This is a genomic window from Amycolatopsis sp. WAC 04169 (assembly GCF_003947535.1).
GTDB lineage: Bacteria > Actinomycetota > Actinomycetes > Mycobacteriales > Pseudonocardiaceae > Amycolatopsis > Amycolatopsis keratiniphila.
The window spans coordinates 103,604-123,526 of record NZ_QHJI01000008.1 but is presented as its reverse complement, the minus strand read 5'-3'; the positions used below and the strand labels follow the sequence as shown (position 1 = coordinate 123,526).

Below are 19,923 nucleotides of genomic sequence, written 5' to 3'. Positions count from 1 at the left end.
TCAGCCCTCCGTCTTTTCTGCAGTCTCAGCAGCCGGGGCCTCGGTGGCCGTGTCGCCCTTGGGAGCGTCGCCGCTCTTCGCGGCGGCGGCCGCCCGGCCGGCTTCGGTCGAGGTCGGCGTCGTGCCCGACGAGCCGGAACGGCGCGGTCGGGACGGGCGGTCGCCACGGTCACGGCGCGGGGCGCGCTCGGCGGCCGCGGCGGCGTCACGCGCCTCCTTGGCCTTGAGGCCACCCACGAGCTCGCCCTTGTAGATCCACACCTTCACGCCGATGCGACCGAACGTCGTCTTGGCCTCGAAGAAGCCGTAGTCGATGTCGGCGCGCAGCGTGTGCAGCGGGACGCGGCCATCGCGGTAGTGCTCGGAGCGGGACATCTCGGCACCGCCGAGACGACCGCCGCACTGCACGCGGATGCCCTTGACCTGCGGCGAGCGCATGGAGGTCTGGATCGCCTTGCGCATCGCGCGGCGGAACGCCACACGGTTGCTCAGCTGCTCCGCGACACCCTGCGCGACGAGCTGGGCGTCGGCCTCGGGGTTCTTGACCTCGAGGATGTTCAGCTGGACCTGCTTGGCGGTCAGCTTCTCCAGCGCGCCGCGGATGCGGTCGGCCTCCGCGCCGCGACGGCCGATGACGATGCCCGGCCGGGCGGTGTGGATGTCGACGCGGACCCGGTCACGGGTGCGCTCGATCTCGACCTTGGAGATCCCGGCGCGCTCCATGCCCGTGGACAGCAGCTTCCGGATCTTGACGTCCTCGGCCACGTACTCCGCGTACTGCTTGTCGGCGTACCAACGCGACTTCCAGTCCGTGGTGATACCCAGGCGGAAGCCGTGCGGGTTGATCTTCTGGCCCACTACCGGCCACCTGCCTTCTTCTTGCCCTGTGCCTTCTTGGCCTCGGCCTTGGGACGCGACTCCACCTCGACGGTGATGTGGCTGGTCCGCTTGCGGATCCGGTACGCGCGGCCCTGGGCCCGCGGACGGATGCGCTTGAGGGTCGGGCCCTCGTCGGCGTAGGCGTTCTTGACCCAGAGGGTGTCCGGGTCGAGATCGAGGTTGTTCTCGGCGTTGGCCACGGCGCTGGCGAGCACCTTCGCGACCGGCTCGCTTGCCGCCTGCGGGGCGAACTGGAGCACGGCCAAGGCGTCGGCGGCGCTACGTCCCTTGATCAGCTCGATCACCCGGCGCACCTTGGTAGGCGAGTCCCGGACGAAGCGAGCCCGCGCGTAAGCCGTCGGCAAAGCCTCGGCCACGTCGTTCTGGGCGTTCATCGCTAGTTCCTTGTTCTCTCGTGCCCGCTCAGCGGCGGCGCGACTTGCGGTCGTCCTTGATGTGGCCCTTGAAGGTCCGAGTCGGCGCGAATTCGCCCAACTTGTGACCCACCATCGCCTCGGTGACGAACACCGGGACGTGCTTGCGGCCGTCGTGCACCGCGATCGTGTGACCCAGGAAGTCCGGGATGATCGTGGAGCGACGCGACCACGTCTTGATCACGGTCTTCTTGCCCGACTCGTTGAGAGCGTCCACCTTCTTGAGCAGGTGGTCGTCCACGAAGGGGCCCTTTTTGAGGCTACGTGGCATGTTCTTCTACCTCCCTGCTCAGCGCTTCTTGCCGGTACGCCGGCGGCGGACGATCATGGCGTCGGAAGCCTTGCGGCGGCGGGTGCGGCCTTCGGGCTTACCGTTCGGGTTCACCGGGTGGCGACCACCGGAGGTCTTACCCTCACCACCACCGTGCGGGTGGTCGACCGGGTTCATGACGACACCACGGACGGTGGGGCGCTTGCCGCGCCAGCGGTTACGGCCCGCCTTGCCCCAGTTGATGTTCGAGTGCTCGGAGTTGCCGACCTCGCCGATGGTGGCGCGGTTGCGCACGTCGACGTTGCGGATCTCGCCCGAGGGGAGACGAAGCTGGGCGTACGGCCCGTCCTTCGCCACCAGCTGCACCTTGGCACCGGCGGACCGCGCCATCTTCGCGCCGCCACCGGGGCGGAGCTCGATCGCGTGGATCACGGTGCCGACCGGGATGTTGCGCAGCGGCAGGTTGTTACCCGGCTTGATGTCGGCACGGGGGCCGTTCTCGACCGTGTCACCCTGCTTGAGCTTCTCCGGGGCGATGATGTAGCGCTTCTCGCCGTCGGCGTAGTGCAGCAGCGCGATCCGAGCGGACCGGTTGGGGTCGTACTCGATGTGCGCGACCTTGGCGGGAACGCCGTCCTTGTCGTTCCGGCGGAAGTCGATCAGCCGGTACGCACGCTTGTGGCCACCACCCTTGTGCCGGGTGGTGATCTTGCCGCTGGAGTTACGGCCGCCGGACTTGCTCAGCGGACGCAGCAGCGACTTCTCCGGGGTGGACCGAGTGATCTCGGCGAAGTCGGAGACGCTGGAACCGCGACGACCCGGGGTCGTCGGCTTGTACTTGCGGATGCCCATGTGTCAGCTCAGTCCTTTACGCGGTGGGTCCGCCGAAGATCTCGATCGGCTTGCTCTCAGCCGAAAGAGTCACGATGGCGCGCTTGGTGTCCTTGCGCTTGCCGAAGCCGGCGCGAGTCCGCTTACGCTTGCCCTGGCGGTTGGCCGTGTTGACGCTGACCACCTTGACGCCGAACACCTTCTCGACCGCGATCTTGATCTGGGTCTTGTTGGCGTCCGGGCGGACGATGAACGTGTACTTGTGGTCCTCGAGCAGCCCGTAGGACTTCTCGGAGATCACCGGCGCGAGCAAGATGTCGCGGGGATCGGGGATGGCGATCGCACTCACTGCTCGTCACTCCCTTCAACCTCGCTCGACCGAGCCGAAGCCTTCGCGCCCTTGCCCCGGACGGGGCCGGCGACGAACACGTCGTAAGCGGCCTTGGTGAACACCACGTCGTCGTTGACCAACACGTCGTAGGTGTTGAGCTGGTCGGGCGTGATGATGTGGACCTCGGCCAGGTTGCGCACGGAGTTCCAGCTCAGCTCGTCGTCGCGGTGCAGGACCACGAGAACGCGCTTCGCCTGGGTCACCGCGGCGATGGCGGCCTTGGCGGACTTGGTGGACGGCTTCTCGCCGGTCACCAGTTCGGTGATGACGTGCAGCTGTCCGGCACGGGCCCGGTCGGAGAGGGCGCCACGCAGGGCGGCGGCCTTCATCTTCTTCGGGGTCCGCTGGGTGTAGTCACGCGGCGTGGGGCCGTGGACGACGCCACCACCGGTGAACTGCGGCGCACGGGTCGAACCCTGGCGGGCGCGGCCGGTGCCCTTCTGGCGGTACGGCTTCTTGCCACCACCGCGGACTTCACCGCGGGTCTTGGTGTCATGCGTGCCCTGGCGGGCGGCGGCCAGCTGGGCCACCACGACCTGGTGCATGAGGGGCACGTTGGCCTGCACGTCGAAGATCTCCGAGGGGAGCTCGACCGTGCCGTCGGCTTTACCGGCCGGGGTCTTCAGCTCGACGCTGGTCATGTTCAGTTACCACCCTTCGCGGCGCTGCGAACGAACAGCAGGCCGCCCTTGGGACCGGGCACGGCGCCCTTGATCAGCAGCAGGCCGTCCTCGGCACGCACCGCGTGCACGGTCAGGTTCTGCGTGGTGACCCGGTCGTTGCCCATCCGGCCCGCCATGCGCAGGCCCTTGAAGACACGGCCCGGGGTGGCGCAGCCACCGATCGAGCCGGGCTTGCGGTGCACGGCCTGGGCACCGTGGCTCGCGCCCTGGCCCTTGAAGCCGTGACGCTTCATGACACCGGCGTAGCCCTTGCCCTTGCTGGTACCGGTCACGTCGACCTCGATACCGGCCTCGAACACCTCGGCGGTGATCTCCTGGCCGACCTCGTAGGTCTCGGCGTCGGTGGTACGCAGCTCCGCAAGGTAACGACGCGGGGTCACGCTCGCCTTGTCGAAGTGGCCGGTGCGCGGCTTGTTCACGCGACGCGGGTCGACCGCGCCGAAAGCCAGCTGCACGGCCTTGTAGCCGTCGTTCTCCTGGGTCCGAACCTGGGTGACCACGTTCGGCCCGGCCTGCACGACGGTCACCGGGACGACCCGGTTGTTCTCGTCGAAGACCTGGGTCATGCCGAGCTTGGTGCCCAGGATGCCCTTCACTTGCCTGTCAGACATGAGTCTCTTACTCTCCGCCGCTCGCCAGCCGCTGCTACTGGATGTTGACGTCGACGCTCGCCGGCAGGTCGATGCGCATGAGCGCGTCGACCGTCTTCGGCGTCGGGTCGAGGATGTCGATCAGACGCTTGTGCGTGCGCATCTCGAAGTGCTCGCGCGAGTCCTTGTACTTGTGCGGCGAGCGGATGACGCAGTAAACGTTCTTCTCGGTGGGCAGCGGCACCGGCCCGACAACACGGGCGCCGGTACGCGTGACCGTCTCGACGATCTTGCGTGCCGAGGTGTCGATCGCCTCGTGGTCGTAGGCCTTGAGCCGGATGCGGATCTTCTGTCCCGCCATGGTGGCTGCTCGTTCCTTGTCGTCTCGTGCCGCTTTTGTCTTTTCAAACCTCAGCCTGGCTGAGGTTTTCCCAGTTCAACGGCCCTGTCCCCGGTCCACGCGGTCGGGCGTGTCGTGCCCGACGCACAGACGGATCCCGCGGGATCTTCGTCTTGCCTGGTCTTCCTCAACGTGAGGAGGCATCGAGCCGGCGGAAAAGCTTGGATCGCCGTCTCAAACGCCCTTGCCCGCTAGCCTCACCCGAAGGAAGTGCTCCGCGGACCGTGGCCGCTCATACCAGGGCGGCCGGAACCTGTCTTCCGTAGAAGTACGAGTTCGGCCGCCCCAGGACGAGCAACCTGAATAGTGTCGCACACGTGATTTGACGCCCCTAACCCGGGGGTGTATTAACCCCCGGGCGGGGCGCCTAAATCACTTGATGATCTTGGTGACCTGGCCGGCGCCGACGGTCCGACCACCCTCGCGGATGGCGAAACGCAGGCCCTCGTCCATCGCGACCGGCTGGATCAGCACGACGCTGATGTCCGTGTTGTCGCCCGGCATGACCATCTCGACACCCTCCTTGAGGGTGACGACGCCGGTCACGTCCGTGGTACGGAAGTAGAACTGCGGGCGGTAGTTGTTGAAGAACGGGGTGTGACGGCCACCCTCGTCCTTCGACAGGATGTAGACCGAGCCCTCGAACTCCGTGTGCGGGGTGGTGGTACCCGGCTTCACGACGACCTGGCCGCGCTCGACGTCCTCGCGCTTGATACCGCGGACCAGCAGACCGACGTTGTCGCCGGCCTCGCCGGTGTCCAGCAGCTTGCGGAACATCTCGACACCGGTGACGGTGGTCTTGGTCGACTTCTCCTTGATGCCGACGATCTCGACCTCTTCGTTCACGTTGACGCGGCCGCGCTCGATGCGACCGGTCACGACCGTGCCACGGCCGGTGATGGTGAAGACGTCCTCGATCGGCATGAGGAACGGCTTGTCGAGCTCGCGGACCGGGTCCGGCACGTTCTCGTCGACGGCTTCCATCAGCTCGAGAACGCTCTCGCCCCACTTGGCGTCGCCCTCGAGGGCCTTCAGGCCGGAGACCTTGATGACCGGAGCGTCGTCACCCGGGAAGTCCTGGGAGGACAGCAGCTCGCGGACCTCGAGCTCGACGAGCTCCAGGATCTCCTCGTCGTCGACCATGTCGGCCTTGTTCAGCGCGACCACGATGTAGGGCACGCCGACCTGCTTCGCGAGCAGCACGTGCTCACGGGTCTGCGGCATCGGGCCGTCGGTCGCCGCGACCACGAGGATCGCGCCGTCCATCTGCGCCGCACCGGTGATCATGTTCTTGATGTAGTCCGCGTGACCGGGGGCGTCCACGTGGGCGTAGTGACGCTTCTCGGTCTGGTACTCGACGTGCGAGATGTTGATCGTGATACCGCGCTGCTTCTCTTCCGGCGCGTTGTCGATCTGGTCGAACGCCGAAGCGGTGTTCAGCTCGGGGTACTTGTCGTGCAGAACCTTGGTGATCGCCGCGGTCAGAGTGGTCTTACCGTGGTCGACGTGACCGATGGTCCCGATGTTGACGTGCGGCTTGGTCCGCTCGAATTTCGCCTTCGCCACTGGAATGTCCTCCTGGACTGTTTTGCTTACTCACCGGCCAACGTGGCTGTCGGACGGGGATTCGTTTCTTGACGGATGCTGCGGACGTTCAGGAGTGTTCCTTATGCCCGCGAGCGGACGGGAACTACTCCCCCGTCGCCTTCGCGATGATTTCCTTCGCGACGTTCGCGGGAACCTCGGCGTAGGAGTCGAACACCATGGAGTAGTTGGCACGTCCCTGCGTACGCGAACGCAGGTCGCCGACGTAACCGAACATCTCCGACAGCGGGACCAGTGCCTTGACGACACGGGTACCGGCGCGCTCCTCCATGGCCTGGATCTGGCCACGGCGGGAGTTGAGGTCGCCGATCACATCGCCCATGTAGTCCTCGGGCGTGGTGACCTCGACGGCCATCAGCGGCTCGAGGATGACCGGACCGGCCTTCTTCGCGGCTTCCTTCATCGCCATGGAGCCGGCGATCTTGAAGGCCATTTCCGAAGAGTCGACCTCGTGGTACGCGCCGTCCAACAAGGTGAACTTCAACCCGACGAGCGGGTAGCCGGCCAGCACGCCGTACTGCATGGCGTCCTGCGCGCCCGCGTCGACCGACGGGATGTACTCCCGCGGCACGCGGCCACCGGTGACCTTGTTGTCGAACTCGTAGAGGGCACCGTCGGTGGACTCGAGCGGCTCGAGCTTGACGATGACCTTCGCGAACTGACCGGAACCACCGGTCTGCTTCTTGTGCACGTAGTCGAGCTTCTCGACCGTCTTGCGCACCGTCTCGCGGTAGGCGACCTGCGGCTTACCGATGTTCGCCTCGACCTTGTAGTCGGACTTCATGCGGTTGACCAGCACCTCGAGGTGCAGCTCGCCCATACCGGCGATGATCGTCTGGCCGGTGTCCTCGTCCAGGTTGACCTGGAACGTCGGGTCCTCTTCGGCCAGCTTCTGGATCGCCAGGGACAGCTTCTCCTGGTCGGCCTTGGTCTTCGGCTCGATCGCGACGCGGATGACCGGCGCCGGGAACGTCATCGACTCGAGGACGACCGGGTTCTGCGGGTCGGCGAGGGTGTCACCGGTGGTGGTGTCCTTCAGGCCGATGACCGCGTAGATGTGGCCTGCCTGGGCCTCGTCGACCGGGTTCTCCTTGTTGGAGTGCATCTGGAAGAGCTTCCCGATGCGCTCCTTGCGCTCCTTGGTCGCGTTGATCAGCTGCGCGCCGGAAGCGATCTTGCCCGAGTACACCCGGATGTAGGTCAGCTTGCCGAAGAACGGGTGCGCGGCGATCTTGAACGCCAGTGCGGAGAACGGCTCGTCGACGGACGGCTTCCGGCTGACCGGGGTCTCGCCGTCGGGCAGCGTGCCCTCGACGGCCGGGACGTCCAGCGGCGACGGAAGGTAGTCGATGACCGCGTCGAGCATGGGCTGGACGCCCTTGTTCTTGAACGCGGAACCGGTGAGCACCGGGTACGCCTCGCGGGCGACGGTGAGCTTCCGGATGCCGGCCTTGATCTCGGCCTCGGTCAGCTCCTCGCCCTCGAGGAACTTCTCCATGAGCGCGTCGTCGGTCTCGGCGACGGTCTCGACGAGCTTCTCGCGGTACTCGGCGGCCTTGTCGGCCAGCTCCGCGGGAATGTCCTCGACCGAGTAGTCCTCGCCCTTCTGGACCTCGCCGCGCCAGGTCAGCGCCTTCATGCGGACCAGGTCGATGACGCCTTCGAACTCGTTCTCGGCGCCGATCGGCAGCTGGATGACCAGCGGGCGGGCGCCGAGGCGCTCCTCGATGGTGCGGACGGTGAAGTAGAAGTCCGCGCCGAGCTTGTCCATCTTGTTGACGAAGCAGATACGAGGAACCTCGTACTTGTCCGCCTGACGCCAGACCTGCTCGGACTGCGGCTCGACACCTTCCTTGCCGTCGAAGACGGCGACGGCACCGTCGAGCACCCGCAGCGAACGCTCCACCTCGACGGTGAAGTCGACGTGACCCGGGGTGTCGATGATGTTGATCTGGTGGTCGGCCCAGAAGGTGGTGGTGGCAGCCGAGGTGATGGTGATACCCCGCTTCTGCTCCTCCTCCATCCAGTCCATCGTCGCGGCGCCGTCGTGCACCTCGCCGATCTTGTAGTTGATCCCGGTGTAGAACAGGATCCGCTCGGTGGTGGTGGTCTTACCGGCGTCGATGTGGGCCATGATGCCGATGTTGCGGACCTTGTTCAGGTCGGTCAGCACGTCACGTGCCACGAGAGTGTTCCCCTGTCTCAAAATTGGGGCCCGGCAAGGCTTTGATCGGCAGCCGGGCGGATATCACCAGCGGTAGTGCGCGAAGGCCTTGTTGGACTCGGCCATCTTGTGGGTGTCCTCACGCCGCTTCACGCTGGCGCCGAGGCCGTTGCTCGCGTCGAGCAGTTCGTTCTGCAGACGCTCGATCATGGTCTTCTCACGGCGAGCCTGCGAGAAGGAGACCAGCCAGCGGAGCGCGAGGGTGGTGGAGCGGCCCGGCTTGACCTCGATCGGCACCTGGTAGGTGGCACCACCGACGCGGCGGCTCTTCACCTCGATGGTGGGCTTCACGTTGTCGAGGGCGCGCTTCAGCGTGACGACCGGGTCGGTGCCGGTCTTCTCGCGAGCGCCTTCGAGGGCGCCGTACACGATGCGCTCGGCCAGGGACCGCTTGCCGTCCTTCAGCACCTTGTTCACCAGCTGGGTGACCAGCGGGGATGCGTAGACGGGGTCAGAGATCAGCGGCCGCTTCGGGGCCGGACCCTTGCGGGGCATTAGCTCTTCTCCTTCTTCGCGCCGTACCGGCTGCGCGCCTGCTTACGGTTCTTGACACCCTGGGTGTCGAGCGAACCGCGGATGATCTTGTAGCGGACACCCGGCAGGTCCTTCACACGACCACCGCGCACGAGCACCATCGAGTGCTCCTGCAGGTTGTGGCCTTCACCGGGAATGTAGGCGGTGACCTCGATGCCGCTGGTCAGCTTCACACGAGCGACCTTGCGAAGCGCCGAGTTCGGCTTCTTGGGGGTTGTGGTGTACACGCGAGTGCACACGCCACGCCGCTGCGGGCTCCCCTTGAGGGCCGCGGTCTTCTGCTTGGCAGCCTTGTCCTGGCGGCCCTTACGGACCAGCTGCTGGATCGTGGGCAATGGACCAGCTTTCTGTTCGCGATCTTGCTACTACGTGTTGTCTCCGGCCCCCGCGGTCGGGCGTGTCGGCCCGCGTCACGGTCTTGCGACCGGTAACTTCCCGTAGGGATTTTCCGTCGGATCCCGCGTGGGCGAAGCCTTCGGACCGGATGCCTGAGCACCCCGTCCGTGCCGCACGGCACACGGGACGGCCCGACGCCTGCCGGGCACGGTCTCCAAAGATACCCGGCCGCTTCCGGACCGGCCAAATCGGGGGGTCGATAACTATATCGTGCCGGGCGGCACGCCGCGGCCACCCTGATGGAACGGCGTTTCGGCCGCCTCTTATTCCTCTTCGGGCTTGGCGTGATCCGCCCGGCCCGGATGCGGGTCACGGGAAAGATCGATCAGCGGATGCACGGGAGCCCCCTCCGGCGCCGCGTGACTCCCCCGCCTGGGCTCCTCGGTGCTTTCCTGCTTCTCGGCGTCCACGACGCCCTCCCCTCGTTGGTGCTGATTCCGTACTTGTCGATCACTACTCGGCGAACCACGCTACCTATTCCCCTATCGGGTGAGCCGGATGGATCCGGGAACCACCCCGTCGCGTCGAACCGGTGAATGAGTCACGATGAGACTGGTCACAGCGCCGGCCCGGCCGTCGCACCGCACGATGGGGAGGCTCCATGTCCGCCGAGTTCGAGCAATTGGTCGCGCAATTCGACCAGTTCCAGTCGCAGCTCCGGAACGTCGACGATCGGCTCGCGAGTATCGGCGGCATGCAGGACGAGCTCAGCAGGATCGAGGCGACGGCGTCCTCTTCGGACCGTTCGGTGACCGTGGTCGCGGGGCCCGGTGGCGCGATCATGGACGTCAAGTTCACCGAAGACGCCCTTCGCCTGCGGCCGGACGCGCTTTCCGCGGCGCTGATGTCGACCATCCAGCAGGCCGTGGCCGAATCGGCCCGCAAGCAGGCGACGATCGTCGAAGAGCACATGGGCGACGACCTCAATCTGGTGGACCAGGTGCTGGAGACCCAGGCGGACCTGTTCGGCACCACCGTCGAGGAGATGCGCGCGCGGATGGACGAGGAGTCGCCGTCGCGGCCGGCCGGCGAGCAGCAGTCCGACGACTACTCCGAGCGTTCCGTCCTCAAATCCGCGGACGAGCCGCAGCGGCCGCAGCCCTCGCCGCCCCCGGCGTCGAGCGCCTCGGACGGCGACCGTTTCCTGAAGAACCTCTTCGACGACGACCACTGATCGCGTTTAGCGGGCTAAACGCGATCCGAGGCTCTGGGAACCGCAGGCGGGGCAGCCGGGTCCAAGGCGCCGATCACGACGAGCCGCATCGGAAGGTGCGCGAAGGGAGGGACCGCCGATGGCCGGAGGGCATGAGGTGGTGATCAGCGCGCTGCGCACCTACTCGGGCAAGCTCGGGCAGGACGTCCGGATCCCGAACGAGGTCGGACGGCTGACGCAGCAGTCCGACGTCGGCGACGAGTCATGGGGAGTCGTCGGCCTGTTCGTGAAGCACGAATACACGTCGATGCTCACCGATCTGCAGGATCTGCTGATCGAGATGTCCGCGGGACTGACCGCGGCCTCGGAGAAGCTCGGCAACGCCGCCACCGCCTACGAGCGGAACGAAGACGACAACGTCAAGGCGCTCAACGAAATCCTCAAGCTGCTGGAGCAGCCGGCGCAGTCGAGGACACCGAAGATGGGGCCGGCCAAGTAGCGAGGGGGACTGATCGTGGCCGATCAGAAGATCACCGGCGAACACACCAAGATCCAGATCAACGACTACAACCCGGACACCATCCGCACGGACAAGATGCTGACCTCGCTGCCCGGGCCGATCGGCAGTGGCTTCAGCACGTTCGACACCGTCAAGAAGGCGACCGCGGACGGGTTCCAGGCGAGCGACATCGGGACCATCGCGGCCAGCGGCGCCGGCTTCGTCAGCTCGTGCATGGGTGTCGCGGACATCGCCAGCGACCCGATCGGCTGGCTGGTCGGCCAGGGCCTCAGCTTCCTGATGAACGTGTGCCAGCCGATCCAGGACGCCATCCACATGGTGAGCGGCGACGGCCCGGCGCTGTCGAACGCGGCGGGCAACTTCAACAACATCGGTGTCTATCTGCAGGACTACAGCAAGAAGTTCGACGAAGACGCGAAGACGTCGCTGTCGCAGTGGACCGGTGACGCGGCGAACGCGGCGGGCGAGAAGCTGGCGAAGTTCGCGCAGGGCATCGACGGGATCGCCGCGCAGGCCGGAGACATCGCCCAGCTGCTGCAGATCTCCAGCATGGTGATGACGGTGATCGAGGAGTTCATCAAGGCGATCCTCACCGAGTTCATCACCTGGCTGATCATGATCTGGATCCCGGCGCTGGCCGCGGCCGTCCCGACCTGTGGCGGTTCGACGGCGACGGCGGGCGGGCTGACGGCCACCCGCGCGGTCTCCACCACGTCGAAGGTGCAGAAGTTCCTGAACAAGCTCCGCCAGCTGCTCGACAAGATCAAGCAGTTCCTGGGCAAGCTCAAGGAGTTCTTCGGCAAGTGGAAGGGCAACTACAAGGAGCTGATGGCCCACAACAAGTCCACCGCGCAGCTGGCGGCCGGGCCGGGCGCGTCCGCGTGGGGCAAGTTCGCCTCGAAGGACGGCGCCATGGGCGGCAGGCTCGCGGACGGTTTCGGTGAGCGGATGACGTCGGCCACGAAGAAGGCCGCGTTGAACACCGTCGGCCTCGGCAAGGCCACGAATCCGGACGGCAGCTGGAAGACGCCGGAGACGGGCCGCGAGAAGGGTGAGGTCGCGGCGGGTGTCGCCGGGAAGGCCGGCACGTACACGTCGGGCGGGATCAAGGCAGGCCAGTACGGTTCGGTGGGTGACGACGAACAGACTCCTGAGGAAGCCTCCGACAATCTGGACTTCTGAGCCGTGACCGCGTGGATCATCGCCATCGTCGCGGTGGCGTTGCCGGTCGTGCTCGCCGCCTGGTGGATCCTCGCCGGGGCGGCGAAGAAACGCGGGCTGGCCACGTTGGCGCGGGAGCGGGGCTGGGACTTCTACAGCGGTGCCCGGCTCGGTGCCGCGGGCGGGCGGCACGAGCAGCCCGTGACGGGCCGGGCGCCCGCCCCGTTGCGGCGGGCGGGCGAGTCGATCGACCAGGCGGTGGTCGGCACGCACCGGGGGAAGCCGTTCGGTGTCTACCGGTATCACCGGCCGGGTGCCGGGTTCCGCCAGGACGGCACCCGCGAGTCCGGTTCGCTGCGGACGGTCGTGCATGTCGAGACAGGCGCGGCCATGCCGGACTGCACGCTCTCGATCAGCGGATCCGAAGTGGACTGTTCGAATCCCGCGTTCGTCCCGCGTCCCGAGGTCCGTGACTGGCTGACGGCGAACGCGGGCCGGTGCCGCGAGTTCCATACGTCCGGGCGGACGGTGGCGGTGGTGCCGAAGACGCTGCCGAGCGGGAAGCAGCTGCTGCGCACCTTGGACTACCTGGCCGACGTCGCCGACCGGGCCCCGCTCACCGCCACCCCGCCGGATCGCGTTTAGCGGGCTAAACGCGATCCGGGACTTCCAGGGACTTCGCGAAGAAATGGTGGGCGAAGGGTTCGTCGTTGAAGCGCTCGACCTCTTCGTAGCCGAGGCGCGCGTATAGGGCCCTGGCCTCGACCAGGTCGCGACGGGTGTCGAGACGGATCAACGAGGCGCCGAGGCCGCGGGCGACGTCTTCGGCGGCGGCCACGAGCAGCGCGGCACCGCCCTTGCCGCGTTCGGACTTCCGCAGGAAGACGCGGGTGAGCTCGGTGATGTCGGGCGAGGCGATCCGCAGCCCGGCGCACCCGGCGAGCACCCCGTCGCGCCGCGCGAGGAGGAAGGCGCCGGTCGGCGGGGTCAGATCCCGGCTGTGGTTCTTCTCGAGCAGGTCGTCGAGCTCCTCTTCGGTGACCTGGCGCTCGTAGAAGCGGGACGCGATTTCGTCCAGGTACTCGCGCAGCAGCTGAGCGGCGTCGGGGTGATCGACGGGGGTGACTTCGAAGCTCCAGGTCATGGCTACATTCTGCCGACCCTGGCCACCGGTTTTCCCCCGCCTCCGGATCGCGATTAGGGGGCTAAACGCAGGTCAGGAGGGGGCAAGGCGGCCGGCGCAGGTGGCGACCTCGCCGGGGGCGGACTTCTCGGAGGCGACCACGGCGCCGCCCACGGCCACCCGGCATTCGACGGCACCCTCGCCCTGCCCCATCAGCTGGACGGTCGGCGGGGTGCCGGTGTTCTTCCACGTGAGCTCCTTGCGCCACGGCAGCGTCACCTGCAACTCCTGGTGCACGAGCCCCAGCCCGTTGGAGTCGTAGACCACGGTCGCGGTCCCCGTCCCGGCGAGCTCGTACGCGATCCGCCAGTCGTTCGACACCGGCTGCGGCTGCGCCTGGCTGAGCGTCCGCGTGATCGTGCGGTCCGGTCCGCGCGACGGCGCGGCCCCGGTCGGTTCGCCGACCACGGCCACGGTCTCGGCCTGCGGCTCCTCGCCGCCGTTGAGCAGCACCACACAGGTCGCGAGCGCGGCCACCACGATTCCCGCGATGGCGATGCGCCCGATCAGTTGTCTGTCGGCCATCGATCCTCCTCGCCGAAAGCGGCGGCGCGGCCCGTGAGCCGCGCCGCCACGGAAGTCAGGACGGCAGCAGCCGGCCGGGGACGCCGTTGAGCGACTGGATCAGCCCCAGCACCGGGACGCCGAGCGGCGCGAACGTCCAGATGTTGTTGAGATCGCTCGTGTCGGGCTCGTCGACGACCACGACATCGTTCGGGGCGTCCTGGGCGGCGAGCGCGGGAGCGGCCGAGCCGAGTGCGACGAGACCGGCGAGCGCGGCGCCGGTGACCGCGCGGACGAAGGTCTTCTTCATGAGATTCTCCTTTGCTGGTAACGGTTTTACGAAATGGGCGTGATGATCCCGTAGATCGGGGCGAGGACGTCGGTCGGCACGGGGACGGTCGGGCCGAGCAGACCGCCGAGGTCCAGCCCCGGGATCAGCCAGACCGCGGGGCCGCCGGTGGGCAGACCCGGCAGCGGGTCGGCCGAGGCGACGCCGCCGGCGAGTCCGGACAGGGCGCCCGCGACGGCGAGCGGCAGCAGCACACGGGCCGCGATTCGCTTCATTTCTTCTCCCATTCTTTTGGTGAAATCACCGCAGTACCGAACTGATCGGCACGATCGTTCCGTCGGGGATCCATTGCCCCGCGTAGTTCCGGTCGGCGATCATCCCGACGGCGTGCGGTTCGCCCGGGTACATCGGCATGGCGTTGACCTGTGCCGCCGCGAAGATCTGGACGTCCCCGTTGATCGACCGCCATTGGTCGCCCAGCCAGCTCCGGAACCCGCCGAGCGTGGGACTTTCGCCGCCGAAGGCGTTGCCCGCGGCGACGGCGAAGCTGACGGCGACCTGCTCACGCGGGTCGAACCTCAGCGGCACCGAAGAGCTCGCGACGGAGTTGACGATCGGCCCGTTCAGCAGCCAGGGCGCCAGGTACAGGCCGTATTGATGGGTCGGTTTGAGCCGCTGGGACTCGGCCGCGCGGGTCATCGCGGTGTAGCCGCCCGCCCAGCCGGACACGACGAGCAGCGCGGTGTTCGGCCCAGCCTCGGCCTGCACCGGCAGGCCGGATCGCGCGGCGGTCTCGCGGACCAGCTTCGCGGCGGCCACACCGCGCGGCGACGCGTCCTCGACGAGGGTGAGCGCGGAAGGCTTGCGCCCGGCGAGGAATTCGACGAGTTTGACGAGAGAACCGCTGTCCTCACCGGAAAGCGCGTCCGCGGGGCAGGACGTGAGGACTTCGCGGCGGTCGGCGATCAAGCCGCCCAGCGCGGCCGAAGCGCACTCGGGCGCGTCCGCGTCCTCGATGGCGAGGCCCGGCTCCTCCCCCGCGTCGACCTCGATCGTCGTCTTCTCCCCGCCGCGGCTGATGATCAGATCGCTGCGCCCCTTCGGCAGGTCGACCTCGGCCCAGGTGCCCTCGGCGCCGGGGCGCACGATGGCCTTGCCGAACAGGCCGCCTTCGAGCCCGGCGGACAGGCCTTCTCCCGCGCTGGCGGGGAAATGGACGAGGTTCTTGCCTGGCCGCTGCGGGCTCACCAGCACGGGGAACCGCTGCTCACCGAGGGCGGCGTCCGCGAGCAGCGCGACACCGGGAGTCGGCAGCTTAGGCGGTTCGGGAATGGCCGCGAGAGCGCTCCAGGCGACGAATCCGACCGCCACGGCCGCCGCGCCGAACCGATAGGCACGCGTGGATTCCTTGTCCGAGAAGAAGAAACCCGCGACGACGGTGGCGACGATCGGCAGCAGCGCGATCACCAGCAACGTCAGCCCGAAGAGCGTGCCGTAGATCCGGCGGTCGAACCCGAGCCCGGAGGAGAACAACTGCACCGCGCCCGCGACGACGAGAAGTCCGCCCAGTGTCAGGGAAAGCGGGCCGAGCCGGAAGTTCGTCTGGCGCCACTGCGCGGCAGGAACCCAGACGGAAAGGACGGTGACACCGAACCACAAGGCCGCGGCCGCGACGTAGACGGTGTCGATGGCGAATTCGACGCCTGTCCGCCCGAGCGACGTTTCGAGCACCACCAACGCGGCGAGCGCGAGCGAGGCCCAGCGGCCCGCCGACGGCCACCGGAGCAGGACGGGAATCGCCAGTGCGAGCACGAGATGCACGATCAGCGCGATGACGTTGACGTCGGTCGCGAAGGCGGAAACCGCGGCGAGCGCGGCGGAAATCCCGCCGAGGCCGGCGATGGTGAGACGAAGACGGCTGGGCAGTTCGCCCACCAGCGGGCGCAGGATCCCTGTGCCCGCGAGGAACGCGGTCGCCAGCAGCAGTCCGAGCCGGAGCAGGACGAGGGCGATGTCGGCTCCGGCCGAACCCGAGCTCGCCGGTATGACGTGGTGATCCATGGGGACCTTCTCCGAGCAGATCGGCGGAGCCGTGGGTGGCGGAGTGTGCCCGCCACCCACGACCTTCCGCGCCGAGCAGGGTTATTTGAGATCCGCGTCCGCCACGACGAACAGTTCGGAGTGCGGTTTGGCGTTGCCGAAGGACCCGTGCGGCCAGGTCTTCCGGTTGAAGTTGATCCCGACCTGTCCGGTGAACTCGTCCCGGAAGTTCCGGTCGACCGCGATCTTCCCGTCCTCGCCGAGGTTCAGCAGGTTGACCTTGTGGTCACCGTCCAAACCGGACCGTGCGACGAAGTAGTTCGACACCGCGAGGTGCTGCGGCTTGTCGGTTTCGTGGTAGTACCCGTCGTCACCGAGCACGAAGTTGTCGTACGCGCCCCAGTGCGGGCCGCCGCCGGGCGTGCCCGGGTTGATCGGCGCCGCGCCGACGACGGTCGGCAGATCGCCGCCACCGCCCTGCTGGGACTTCTCCTTGGTGTCGATCCGGCCCTTGATGTTCTCGACCTTGTCGCCGGCGGCGACCAGCTTCTGGATGTCGAGGACGTACACGCCACCGGTGGTGCCAGGGTCGTCCGGGCCGAGCGCGCCCTTGGAGCGTCCGGTGATCGCGCGGTAAAGGTACTTGTCGTCGGGGCTGGTCTGGATCCAGCCACCGTTCGAACCGCCGCCGTTGGAATCGTTGTTCGGGTGGATCGCCTTGTTCGCCGCGCCGTCGTCGAACACCTGGATCCAGTGCGGCTCCTTGGCGGTGATGTCCGGCGTGTAGAACACCGCGCCACCCTGCATGGTCTGGGCGAACGCGCCCTTGTGGCCGGGCAGGTTGGTCACCGTGGTCTCCATGACCGCGCGGCTTTCCGCGTGCAGCGGGTCCGCGGGATCGGCCCTCGGGCCGTCCGGCAGGTACGAGACCGCCTTGAGCTTCGGCTTGTTGCGGTCGGAGATGTCCCACGTGCGGACGGTCGGCCGCCGCAGATACGGCGACGGCTGCTTCACCGGGTCGAGGATGATGTTGCGCGGCTCGGCGTAATCGCTGGTGACCAGGGTGTTGAGGTCCTCGCGCGCCTGGATGCCGTGCGGGTTGGCGCAGGTGGGCTTGTCCAGCTGCGGGAGGTTGTCGCACAGCTTCTTGTTGTCGCCCTGCGGTGTGGCGGCCGGCGACTCGGAAAGCACCTGCGCGTTCTGGTCGAAGCGGACGACCTCACCGGGGCTGCCGGCGAAACCGTTGCCCACCACGGTGGAACCGTTGGCGTAGGTGTGCGGGCCGGGCACGACCGGCCCGCCCATGTACGTGCCGTACGCCGTGCCGTCCTTGAGCACCCAGTACGCGTCCGGCACGGAACCGCCGAGGGTCTGGGTCGGGAGGCTGACGCCCTTGAGCTTCAGCTGCGGCAACGCGGAGACGTCGAAGGCGTACGTCGCGGCGGCGAACAGCGCACCGGCGTAGATCGTGTCGCCCTTGTGCCACACGTACTGCATGTGGTGCGGCTCGTTCTCGACGAGCGGGCCGACGGTGGCGGTGTTGACGACCTTGCCGTACGTCGGCGAACCCTGCGTCGCGTCGATCACGGCGAGGAAGTCCGGACCGGGCAACGCGTTCTTGATCTTGTTCAACCCGCCGCCGAGCGAACCCGGCAGGTTCTTGATGTCCTTGACCAGGGTGTCGGCGATGTTCTCGTCACCGGCCCAGACCAGCAGCCATTTCTTGCGCTTGCCGTCCGCGCTCCGGGACGCCGCGACGTCCTTGGACACCAGATGGTTCTGGACCCAGTACTCCTTGCCGTCGGCCGCCTTCTTCGCGTCCTTGACGACCTGGACGTCGGCGTAGGCACTCGTCGAGGAGCCGGTATAGGTCACCGTGCCCGCGGCGAGCGCCGCCGCCAAGGCGCCTATCACCACTTTTCGCCACTTGGGCGAGCTGGATAGCATTCTTTCTCCCTGTTTTCGCTACCGAAGCGCCAGACAATCGGCACACCTCTCCCCTATTTCGCGCAGACGTCACCGCACGAATCGAAGGGGAAAGCAATCAACCGCCGGTTCGCACAGGGAACCGTTGCGGCACAGTGGAAAATGTCAGCGCGCGGGAACGAGCGCATCCGTTTCGGACACGCGAATCAGCCTGCGTCGCGACAAACCCGGAATAGGTCAGGAATCCATACACAGCGCGCTTGCTTGCTGCCGCAAGTCAACGTGCCGGCGCCACACCAAGGCGACTGGGGATTGCATGGGCGAAATACTCGTGTGAACCCGCCGGGGTGTCAATCTCGTGATCAAAGAATGAGACATGCCACGGCAGGGTGAATTTCCCACGATGCGGATGGCCCATTGGGCCGTACGGGTGGCGGTTTTCCGAGTAGTGGGAATTAGACCACTTGGCGGCACTACCGCAGGTCACAACGGACCAGTAGCCCGCCCGCGAACCCTCGTGGCGACGTTATGAGTTCGTTACTAATCTCGGGAACTTCGCCGCGTACCGACCTGCGCCCGCCCGCCTCGGATCGCGATTAGGGGGCTAAACGCAGGTCGGCGGCGGGGTCAGGCGGGGCCGCAGAGGGCCTGGTGCTTGAGGGCAGCCAGGGCGTCGTCGATGGGGTGCGTTCCTTCGGCGTCCGGCTTGCGCCACCGCACCAAGTTCATCCCGGCGGAGAACTGCCGTCCGCCGTCGGGGCTGGCCCAGGCCATCGTCATCGCTCCCCAGACCGTGCCGTCGTGACCCCAGAAGACGCCGTGCCCCGGTATCTCGGTCTTGTAGAGGCCGAGCCCGTAGTCGATCAGCCGCCCGTCCTGCGCGACGACCGGGACGAGGCGCTGCATCTCCGCCAGCGAGGACGGTCTGACGATCTCCCCGTCCATCAGCTTGCGGTAGAAGCGGTTGAGATCCTCGACGGTCGAGACCAGTCCGGCGCCCGCCATCACCCAGGACATGTTGTAGACGCTGTAGTCGCGCGGCGGATCGATGGCCCCGAACAGCGCCTCGTACATCCGCGAGTGCGGCTCCTCGATGTGCGGGCCGTCAGGGAAGCCGGTGTTCTTGAGGCCGGCGGGTTCGATGATGGCGCGGGCGATGTGCTCCTCCATCGGGACACCGGTCAGGTGCTCCAGCAGTTCTCCCAGGAGCAGGTAGTTCGTGTTGGAGTAGACGCCGGGAGTGCTGCCCGGCTCGCCGGTGGCGGGCGCGCCGACACCGATCGCGATCAGCTCGGCCGGGCAGAACTCCTGAAACCGGTTGTCGTCGAGGCTCTCGGGGGCGAGCTTCTGGAGCGACGGGAACGCGAAGGGCAGGTACTCGGCGAGGCCGCTGGTGTGGTTGAGCAGCATGCGGATCGTGATCGCCCGGCCCCGTTCGCCGGGGACCAGCAGCGGCAGGAAGTCGCCGATCGGCGCGTCGAGCTCGAGCCGCCCCGCCTCGACCTGCCGCAGCACCGCGGCCGAGACGAAGGTCTTGGTGATACTGCCGACGCGCTGCCGCATCCCGGCCTCGACGGGGCGGCCGGTTTCGAGGTCGGCGACCCCGGCTGCGCCGCGCCGGATCCGCTCACCCGCCCGCACCTCGGCGAACACCCCCGGCACCCCTGCCCGATGGACGTCGTCCAAGGCGGACCGCAGGTTCTTCGTGGCCGAGTTCTCTTCTGTCACAAGGGATTCCATATCGACCATCCTTTCGACCGGCGGACCCGCGATCGCCCGCCATCCGTCGCGCATCCAGGCGGATACCGCGCCGGTCGTCGGCGGCACCCCGGCCGGATCGCGATTAGGGGGCTAAACGCAGGTCGGGCCGGGCAAAGGGAAAGCCCCCGGTCTGGGATGGACCGGGGGC

The 19,923-nt window shown here is 67.4% G+C and carries 24 protein-coding genes; 4 read left to right on the top strand and 20 right to left on the bottom strand.

The window, feature by feature from the left end; all coding sequences use genetic code 11:
• From rpsC to DMC61_RS41460, 13 genes are all read right to left on the bottom strand, one after another.
• Positions 1-858, bottom strand: coding sequence for a 30S ribosomal protein S3 (gene rpsC / locus DMC61_RS22795; RefSeq protein WP_037332686.1), 858 nt, complete (start codon positions 856-858; stop codon positions 1-3).
• Entirely contained in the window at positions 858-1,274 is a 417-nt protein-coding gene (gene rplV, locus DMC61_RS22790) for a 50S ribosomal protein L22 (RefSeq protein WP_005166780.1), read from the bottom strand. Before rplV ends, rpsC begins: the two co-directional genes overlap by 1 nt.
• 28 nt (positions 1,275-1,302) lie before the next feature.
• Positions 1,303-1,584 (bottom strand): 30S ribosomal protein S19, encoded by a 282-nt coding sequence (rpsS, locus tag DMC61_RS22785; protein ID WP_003102083.1) that lies wholly within the window; start codon positions 1,582-1,584, stop codon positions 1,303-1,305.
• 18 nt (positions 1,585-1,602) lie between these two features.
• The gene (gene rplB, locus DMC61_RS22780; protein WP_005166779.1) at positions 1,603-2,436 is read right to left on the bottom strand and encodes a 50S ribosomal protein L2; all 834 of its coding nucleotides are present in this window, start codon (positions 2,434-2,436) and stop codon (positions 1,603-1,605) included.
• A gap of 16 nt (positions 2,437-2,452) precedes the next feature.
• Entirely contained in the window at positions 2,453-2,764 is a 312-nt protein-coding gene (rplW, locus tag DMC61_RS22775; protein WP_005166778.1) for a 50S ribosomal protein L23, read from the bottom strand.
• On the bottom strand, positions 2,761-3,447 hold the full coding sequence (rplD, locus tag DMC61_RS22770; RefSeq protein WP_016331090.1) for a 50S ribosomal protein L4: 687 nt from the start codon (positions 3,445-3,447) through the stop codon (positions 2,761-2,763). Before rplD ends, rplW begins: the two co-directional genes overlap by 4 nt.
• A gap of 2 nt (positions 3,448-3,449) precedes the next feature.
• On the bottom strand, positions 3,450-4,100 hold the full coding sequence (gene rplC, locus DMC61_RS22765; protein WP_007031036.1) for a 50S ribosomal protein L3: 651 nt from the start codon (positions 4,098-4,100) through the stop codon (positions 3,450-3,452).
• Positions 4,101-4,134: 34 nt separating this feature from the next.
• Positions 4,135-4,440, bottom strand: a complete 306-nt coding sequence (rpsJ, locus tag DMC61_RS22760; RefSeq protein ID WP_003102098.1) for a 30S ribosomal protein S10 — start codon at positions 4,438-4,440, stop codon at positions 4,135-4,137.
• 411 nt (positions 4,441-4,851) lie between these two features.
• The gene (gene tuf / locus DMC61_RS22755; RefSeq protein ID WP_016331088.1) at positions 4,852-6,045 is read right to left on the bottom strand and encodes an elongation factor Tu; all 1,194 of its coding nucleotides are present in this window, start codon (positions 6,043-6,045) and stop codon (positions 4,852-4,854) included.
• 124 nt (positions 6,046-6,169) lie between these two features.
• The gene (fusA, locus tag DMC61_RS22750; RefSeq protein ID WP_016331087.1) at positions 6,170-8,269 is read right to left on the bottom strand and encodes an elongation factor G; all 2,100 of its coding nucleotides are present in this window, start codon (positions 8,267-8,269) and stop codon (positions 6,170-6,172) included.
• Positions 8,270-8,332: 63 nt separating this feature from the next.
• Positions 8,333-8,803 (bottom strand): 30S ribosomal protein S7, encoded by a 471-nt coding sequence (rpsG, locus tag DMC61_RS22745; RefSeq protein ID WP_007031033.1) that lies wholly within the window; start codon positions 8,801-8,803, stop codon positions 8,333-8,335.
• On the bottom strand, positions 8,803-9,177 hold the full coding sequence (gene rpsL / locus DMC61_RS22740) for a 30S ribosomal protein S12 (RefSeq protein ID WP_003102113.1): 375 nt from the start codon (positions 9,175-9,177) through the stop codon (positions 8,803-8,805). The genes rpsG and rpsL overlap by 1 nt, the downstream gene beginning before the upstream one ends.
• A 324-nt stretch (positions 9,178-9,501) precedes the next feature.
• Positions 9,502-9,648 (bottom strand): hypothetical protein, encoded by a 147-nt coding sequence (locus tag DMC61_RS41460; RefSeq protein ID WP_016331086.1) that lies wholly within the window; start codon positions 9,646-9,648, stop codon positions 9,502-9,504.
• Between the two features lie 191 nt (positions 9,649-9,839).
• On the opposite strand from DMC61_RS41460, the gene DMC61_RS22735 reads away from it, so the two are divergent.
• The 4 genes from DMC61_RS22735 (at position 9,840) to DMC61_RS22720 (ending at position 12,717) form a co-directional block, all read left to right on the top strand.
• Positions 9,840-10,412 (top strand): YbaB/EbfC family nucleoid-associated protein, encoded by a 573-nt coding sequence (locus tag DMC61_RS22735; protein WP_125691136.1) that lies wholly within the window; start codon positions 9,840-9,842, stop codon positions 10,410-10,412.
• Positions 10,413-10,530: 118 nt separating this feature from the next.
• The gene (locus tag DMC61_RS22730; protein WP_063274334.1) at positions 10,531-10,890 is read left to right on the top strand and encodes a hypothetical protein; all 360 of its coding nucleotides are present in this window, start codon (positions 10,531-10,533) and stop codon (positions 10,888-10,890) included.
• A 15-nt stretch (positions 10,891-10,905) separates the two neighbouring features.
• Positions 10,906-12,093 carry a hypothetical protein gene (locus tag DMC61_RS22725; protein WP_125691134.1) on the top strand — a complete coding sequence of 396 codons (1,188 nt, stop codon included), beginning with the start codon at positions 10,906-10,908 and terminating at the stop codon, positions 12,091-12,093.
• A gap of 3 nt (positions 12,094-12,096) precedes the next feature.
• Positions 12,097-12,717 (top strand): hypothetical protein, encoded by a 621-nt coding sequence (locus DMC61_RS22720; protein ID WP_125691132.1) that lies wholly within the window; start codon positions 12,097-12,099, stop codon positions 12,715-12,717.
• A 4-nt stretch (positions 12,718-12,721) separates the two neighbouring features.
• On the opposite strand, the gene DMC61_RS22715 is transcribed toward DMC61_RS22720, so the two are convergent.
• The 7 genes from DMC61_RS22715 to DMC61_RS22685 all read right to left on the bottom strand — a co-directional run bounded on the left by DMC61_RS22715 (position 12,722) and on the right by DMC61_RS22685 (position 19,742).
• Positions 12,722-13,216 carry a GNAT family N-acetyltransferase gene (locus DMC61_RS22715; protein ID WP_016331081.1) on the bottom strand — a complete coding sequence of 165 codons (495 nt, stop codon included), beginning with the start codon at positions 13,214-13,216 and terminating at the stop codon, positions 12,722-12,724.
• 72 nt (positions 13,217-13,288) lie between these two features.
• Complete coding sequence (locus DMC61_RS22710) at positions 13,289-13,780, bottom strand: hypothetical protein (protein WP_125691130.1); 492 nt, start codon at positions 13,778-13,780, stop codon at positions 13,289-13,291.
• A 55-nt stretch (positions 13,781-13,835) separates the two neighbouring features.
• A complete protein-coding gene (locus tag DMC61_RS22705; protein ID WP_125691128.1) occupies positions 13,836-14,069 on the bottom strand; it encodes a hypothetical protein in 234 nt (77 codons plus the stop codon).
• Positions 14,070-14,095: 26 nt separating this feature from the next.
• On the bottom strand, positions 14,096-14,323 hold the full coding sequence (locus DMC61_RS22700) for a hypothetical protein (protein WP_072028942.1): 228 nt from the start codon (positions 14,321-14,323) through the stop codon (positions 14,096-14,098).
• Between the two features lie 25 nt (positions 14,324-14,348).
• Positions 14,349-16,109: a hypothetical protein gene (locus tag DMC61_RS22695; RefSeq protein ID WP_125691126.1), complete on the bottom strand. Its 1,761-nt coding sequence runs from the start codon at positions 16,107-16,109 to the stop codon at positions 14,349-14,351.
• 81 nt (positions 16,110-16,190) lie between these two features.
• Positions 16,191-18,035, bottom strand: coding sequence for a selenium-binding family protein (locus DMC61_RS22690; RefSeq protein ID WP_233594916.1), 1,845 nt, complete (start codon positions 18,033-18,035; stop codon positions 16,191-16,193).
• Between the two features lie 606 nt (positions 18,036-18,641).
• Positions 18,642-19,742: a serine hydrolase gene (locus DMC61_RS22685; protein ID WP_233594915.1), complete on the bottom strand. Its 1,101-nt coding sequence runs from the start codon at positions 19,740-19,742 to the stop codon at positions 18,642-18,644.
• Positions 19,743-19,923 lie beyond the last annotated feature (181 nt).